The following is a 5,480-nucleotide window of genomic DNA, read 5'->3' on the forward strand; positions in this document are numbered from 1 at the left end:
TTCGAATCCCGTTTCCCGCTCCAAAATAGCTAAGTAGTTTCAGTAGGATGCAGCTGAAACTTTAAAACTGTCCCCGGTACTGTCCCTAAACGGAACCGGGGATTTGCTTTTCCGGGGCGTGATGAAGTCCTGGCCGAAGTAATGGAAGATATCCTCTGCATCATCTTCTAACCCCTCCACGTAGTTTCCGTAGACCTCAAACACCATCTGCTTTGACGCATGTCCCATAAGACCGAACAGCCGCAGTGGATTGATCCCAATGGTCAGACTCCAGGCAGCGAAGGAATGCCGCGCGGAATAGGAAGTCATGGGAGCTATGCCGGCTTGCTCCACTCCCTTTTTCCAGACCTTGGCAAAGTCGGTGCTGTTCAGCCTGGTTCCCCTCGGTGTCGTGACCAGGTAAGGAGAGCTTGTCCGGTCTTTGAGAATATCGAGCCTTGTTCTGATTGCCTTGGTGATGAAGATTTGCCGCTTTCTGAAAGCCGTCTTCATGCTCTTCTTCTCTTCGCCCAGGACATAGGACTTGTTGAGGCTTATGTATTCCCCCACTATGTCCTCTTTCCGTATCCCAGCCATCTCCGAAGGGATCATCCCCGTCAGGATCATCAGTTCCGCTATGGGGCGGTAATGCTCTTCCAGGTTGTCAACGAACGTGAGCCAGTCATGAAACCGGATGACCGTATGCTCTTTCTTCTCGGTTTTCGGCAGCTTCTTGTGCAGGTTGTCAAAAGGACTCTTGATAACCCAGCGGTGCTGATCGCAGGCGTCATTCCAGATGGCTCGGAAGGGAATCAGCAGGTTGATCTTCCGTGACCGGGACAGAGGCTTTCCCCTGTTTGCTCCCCTGGTGCATTTCAAGCTTTCGGTGAACTTGAACAGCTCATGGCCGCTGATCTGGTGGAAGGTCATGTTCCGGAAGTAGGGGAGTATCTTGGTTGTGATCGCCTCTTTGTAATCCCGGTGCTTAGTCGGTGAGCCAAAGGTGGGGAAGATGGTCTTCATCCATTCCTTGGTGTACTCTCCAAATCTCACCTGGTGCGGTTCCGGCCGGTACTCCCTGCCTTCCAACTTGGTGAAGAACGCCTTCTCCTGTTTGGTTGCCCCGGGGAACGCTTCAGCAAACTTGAAAGTTCCCTCTTCGACCCGCTCCATGATCCGGTTCAAGAAGTCTCGGACTCTTCGTTCATTGGCCGGGGTGTCATCCAGTTCAGTTGACCTGGTGATCCGATGGCCGAAGTAGTAGAAGTCCACATAGAGCTTTTTAGAATTCTTGCGCCGTTTGATGCTGCCGATCTCTTTAACAGGTGTTTCCAGGGCAAGGTTGCCCTTTCTGCTTCTCATTGTGTCACCTCGTGACGTTACCCCTCCTTTCAGTGTGTCCTTAGTCCGAGGGGGAAGATAACGTCATTTATTCCATTAATCAATAGTCAAGGTTGATGACCGGCGCCGCGCTTCGCGCTAGAGGCAAAGGCGGGTTGTTGACCGTGGCTTCGCCACGCTGAAAATCTTGCGCCGGATCATCCACCAGGGGAAGAGGGGAGGCGGCAGCGTCTTCCAGGTTCGACAGGGGCCGGTTGTTGAAGAAAAGGTCGTGCTGCCAGCGGAAGCGAAGTATCCGGCCCAGGCGAAAGTAATGGACGCCTTCCAGGATGGCACCGGACTTCAACCAGGCGAAGACCGTGGTGCGGGATACCTGCAATCGTTCGGCGAACTGCTCCACGGTGAGAACGTCGGAAGAGGGGAGAGAATCAGCTTTCGTCATCGTCAGACCCTCCCAGCTTGCCCCGATAGCCGAGCTTGATGGATTTCTTCCGGTACTCTTCCGAGAACTTCCGATCATCGGTCTTGTCATGGAGCAAGGTGCACAGATGATTGATTGCTTCCTTCCGGTCTTTAATGCCGCTTTGGGCTGAAATGGAAATGAGGCGGCCAATGATATGGGCCAGGGTGCGTTGTATCGGTTCCACGGTGTCACAGGTGAAGGTGCGTCGCGCATCGCTCAAGGCCCCGAACCGTTGCCGGCATTCTTGCACCGCCAGCCACCAGGGATCAATGGTGCGCCGTTCGGTCTTCTCATTGTCTGGAAGCCGAAGGGAGAACCATTCACCCGTCAGATAAAGCCACATTGCCCCGATCCTCTGCCAGAGATCATCAAGGGTGGTGATTCGGTACTGATGGAGGAAGGGCCGCCGCAACTGGAATTCCACCCGCCACACACCGGCCGGATCGTCGAGACCCCAGATGGGGAGAAACCATTGCTTGTTACTCTTCAATATCTCGGTTCCCTTATCGTAGATTCGCACCTGGACAGGTGAACCGGCAGAGCCGCAATAGTATGTTTCCAGGGCGCTGTCATTGGTTATCATTCTGACCTTGCGGCTGCGAGACACGCGGAGAATTTCCAGAAGTGAGAAGGAAAGGGGAGAGCTTAACTTGAAGTCTGCACAGAGGTCGCAGCGGCTGGGTTGAATCCGCTCAATGGAGCCGCCGAAGTTTAGGAGATCGAACTCCAACAGTTCAAGGATGGTGGTGAATCCCACATGCCAGAGGGTTTCTGCATTGATGGTTACATAGACGTTGGGTGATGTGCCGAACTTGTCGGAAATGGCGATATAGAGTCGATATTCAGGGAACTGAAGCTGATAGCGGTAATTGGGAGGCTTGCCCCCCGGCTGGTGAAGGAATTCACGGCCTATGTCGGTTTCATCAAGGAGGCCACCAGTTCCTTGGGAAGAATCCTTCTTTTCGGCCAGGAACGCTTTTGTTTTCTCCCAGCTTGTATCCCAGGAAACAAACAGACCCAAATCAAGGGTGTCGATCCCACAGGAAAGGAACTGGAAATTTTCAACAGGTGGGTTTTGCGCATGGCGTGTTACAGACTGCGCCATGCTCTCGGAAGCAGCACCCTCCGTCACCGCCTGAGTGCCTGCCAAGCAGGCATCCCCAGCAGCGCCGCAGGGTGCTTCGTTGGTGGAAGGGATTTGAGGTGTTGTTACAGGATCATCGACATTAGATACAAAAAGAGCCACTTTGCTACCCCCTTTTAGCGCGAATGCGCTGGAAGTCGCCAGTGGCCTTGAAAAATTTAATGGGGTAGCTAGGCTCTATTTAGGTTCGCGGGGTAGGTTGTCCATACGTCCTAGCTTTACGTATGCGCCTTGCCCATCATTTAATTAATTATACCCATTACAACATTTGTCGAGGACTTGCCACTGACGATTGATGCTGTTATGGGAACAGCTCCCGATTCTCACAAGCAGAACTTATGGTCGATCCATAAGAAAGCTTGCATGAATAATTCTACAAATACGCTTGAATGTGACAATGAGTCAAGCATTTTTTATCGGGAATTTGCACGATAATTTGAAGGGTTATCCTGGTTTGACTGGGATGGTTCAAGCTGTACTTGGATGGACTTGAGTGAACTAAAAATATTTTTCTGCTAGATGCGTTTTTGGGTATGCTAGAGTGCTAGCTCGTTATAATAATGTGCACATTTAAGCTTTAAAATCCAATTAGAAAATGTTATATGAATTGTCGGCTTGGATGTTTATTTAATCGAAAATATATCCTAAATTTAATTTATGGGTGAACAACATGGATGATAATCAATTATTTAATGCTCTTACTCAATATAAAGACAAACTTGAAAAAGACGCCCTAAACGAAGATGTCAATAGTAATGCTAATTTGCTATTAGCTGTTTTAAAGAGTGGGACAGTTAAACGACTCAAAAGCTCCGCTCCATCAACAATGTCAGAATACGAGTCAAGATTGATTGATACGTTGAAGGAATCATCGAGTAAAGAATATATTGATTTTATACTTTATATTTTGGCACAAGCTTTTCTTGAATCTCTTATAAAAACTAATCAAATTGAAGTTGGTGCGCCTCAAGAATTGGTTTCAAGATTTTTAAATGTAGATTCAAAAGATCCTGCTAAACCGAATGTTTTAATTGGAATGTTGCCAAAAGTTTCATTGATAATGATGAGAGATAAATATAAAGATATTGAAAATGATATAGAAAATAAATCAGGAGTTTTGAAGGCGCTTGCAGCCGATGTAAATAATAAAGTAAATAGTAATATTGAATATCTAAAAAAGAGTCAGGAATTATTTGATCAATATAAGCTAGAATTTGAGGGAGTTAAAAGTAATTTAAACTTTATGCTGCTTGGTAATGCATTTTCTGACTACATTAAAGAGAAACAAGATGAAAGAAGTGATCTGGGAAAATGGTTAAAAATATTAGCTATTGCCTTGTTTGTAATTCCATGTTTAGTCTTTGTTTTTTCTATTAAAGGGAATAATACTAACAAAATTGTTGATAATAGTTTTGCGGCTTATTCTTCAGGAACAAAAAATTCAGAAAAAAAACAAATATACACTGAATTAAAGAATAATATAGAATATAATAAAGCCAGTCAGGTTGGCAATGTTAATGGATGGTCCAATATTGTTAACAAAATAATATTTATACTGCCAATAACAGTGGCAGAAATTATTTTATTGTTCTATTTCAGGATAATTTTAAGCCATTATAATTCCGCTGGAGCACAGCTATTACAGCTAAAAATGCGGTTGTCAATTTGCCAATTTATTGAAAATTATATAAAATTTAAGAAAGATTCGAATGTTGGAGAATTAGATAAATTTGAGACATTGATATTCAGCAATTTAATGCCAAATGCTGATCAAATACCTCCAACTTTTGAAGGCTTGGAACATTTATCAAAACTACTTGGTGAGTTTAAACCTAAAGCCTAGCGCGAGCACAGCATTCAAAAGTAGATTAGGTGTCCACAACTAAGGCTGTTAAGCTATGCAGCATAAGCAACCTATGACACCCTGAAGCTTGGAGTAACTATTCGTAATTAGTTTGAATTACAGATGGAATCCGCCTTTGTGTAGTCCCCTGGAGCTTCGAATCCCGCCTTCCGCTCCAACAAGAACACATGATTAGTTTTGGTATAGGGAGGATATGAAATGAAATTATGGATATATGCCTTATTTTTATGTTTACTTGCAGGTAATTGTTATGCTCTTGGGGAAACAGAAGCGATGCGCTGCAGATCAGGAATAGTTTCACCTGGAGACAGCAAGAAGACCGTTATTGATAAATGCGGAGAGCCCGCAGACAAAAGGCCAGTCGGGAGAAGATATAAATTCGCAGGGAAGATTTATCCTGCAACGGAACAGTGGCTTTATGATTTCGGTAAAAATGAGTTTCTTTACTTTGCAATTTTCAATGGAAACGAAGTATCACTGCTATACAGCACTAATGACTACGGTTTTAAGTAGAGTAGAGAGCCACACTGTACCCGAACTGTTGCTATACCGGATAATTTTGCATGAATTATGATGAACTACAATGGACTTTAGACACACTGAAAAGAGATGCAACATGTTTAAATAATTAATTAAATTAACAGCTTACTGAATCTGCTAGAGGCCTTCGAATCCCGTTTCCCGCTCCA

The 5,480-nt window shown here is 45.3% G+C and carries 5 protein-coding genes; 2 read left to right on the forward strand and 3 right to left on the reverse strand.

Features of this window, described 5'->3' with window-relative positions; all coding sequences use genetic code 11:
- Nucleotides 1-39: 39 nt before the first annotated feature.
- The 3 genes from KI810_RS17105 to KI810_RS17115 all read right to left on the reverse strand — a co-directional run bounded on the left by KI810_RS17105 (nt 40) and on the right by KI810_RS17115 (nt 3,029).
- Nucleotides 40-1,341, reverse strand: coding sequence for an Arm DNA-binding domain-containing protein (locus KI810_RS17105; RefSeq protein WP_214176783.1), 1,302 nt, complete (start codon nt 1,339-1,341; stop codon nt 40-42).
- A gap of 79 nt (nt 1,342-1,420) precedes the next feature.
- Nucleotides 1,421-1,762, reverse strand: coding sequence for a helix-turn-helix domain-containing protein (locus KI810_RS17110; RefSeq protein WP_214176784.1), 342 nt, complete (start codon nt 1,760-1,762; stop codon nt 1,421-1,423).
- Complete coding sequence (locus KI810_RS17115) at nt 1,749-3,029, reverse strand: plasmid replication initiation factor (RefSeq protein WP_343213522.1); 1,281 nt, start codon at nt 3,027-3,029, stop codon at nt 1,749-1,751. The genes KI810_RS17110 and KI810_RS17115 overlap by 14 nt, the downstream gene beginning before the upstream one ends.
- A gap of 568 nt (nt 3,030-3,597) precedes the next feature.
- Between KI810_RS17115 and KI810_RS17120 the strand changes: the two genes are divergently transcribed.
- Both KI810_RS17120 and KI810_RS17125 read left to right on the forward strand, forming a co-directional pair.
- Entirely contained in the window at nt 3,598-4,770 is a 1,173-nt protein-coding gene (locus KI810_RS17120; protein ID WP_214176785.1) for a hypothetical protein, read from the forward strand.
- 219 nt (nt 4,771-4,989) lie between these two features.
- Complete coding sequence (locus KI810_RS17125; protein WP_214176786.1) at nt 4,990-5,304, forward strand: DUF2845 domain-containing protein; 315 nt, start codon at nt 4,990-4,992, stop codon at nt 5,302-5,304.
- Nucleotides 5,305-5,480 lie beyond the last annotated feature (176 nt).

The organism is Geomobilimonas luticola, from assembly GCF_018476905.1.
Lineage (GTDB): Bacteria > Desulfobacterota > Desulfuromonadia > Geobacterales > Geobacteraceae > Geomobilimonas > Geomobilimonas luticola.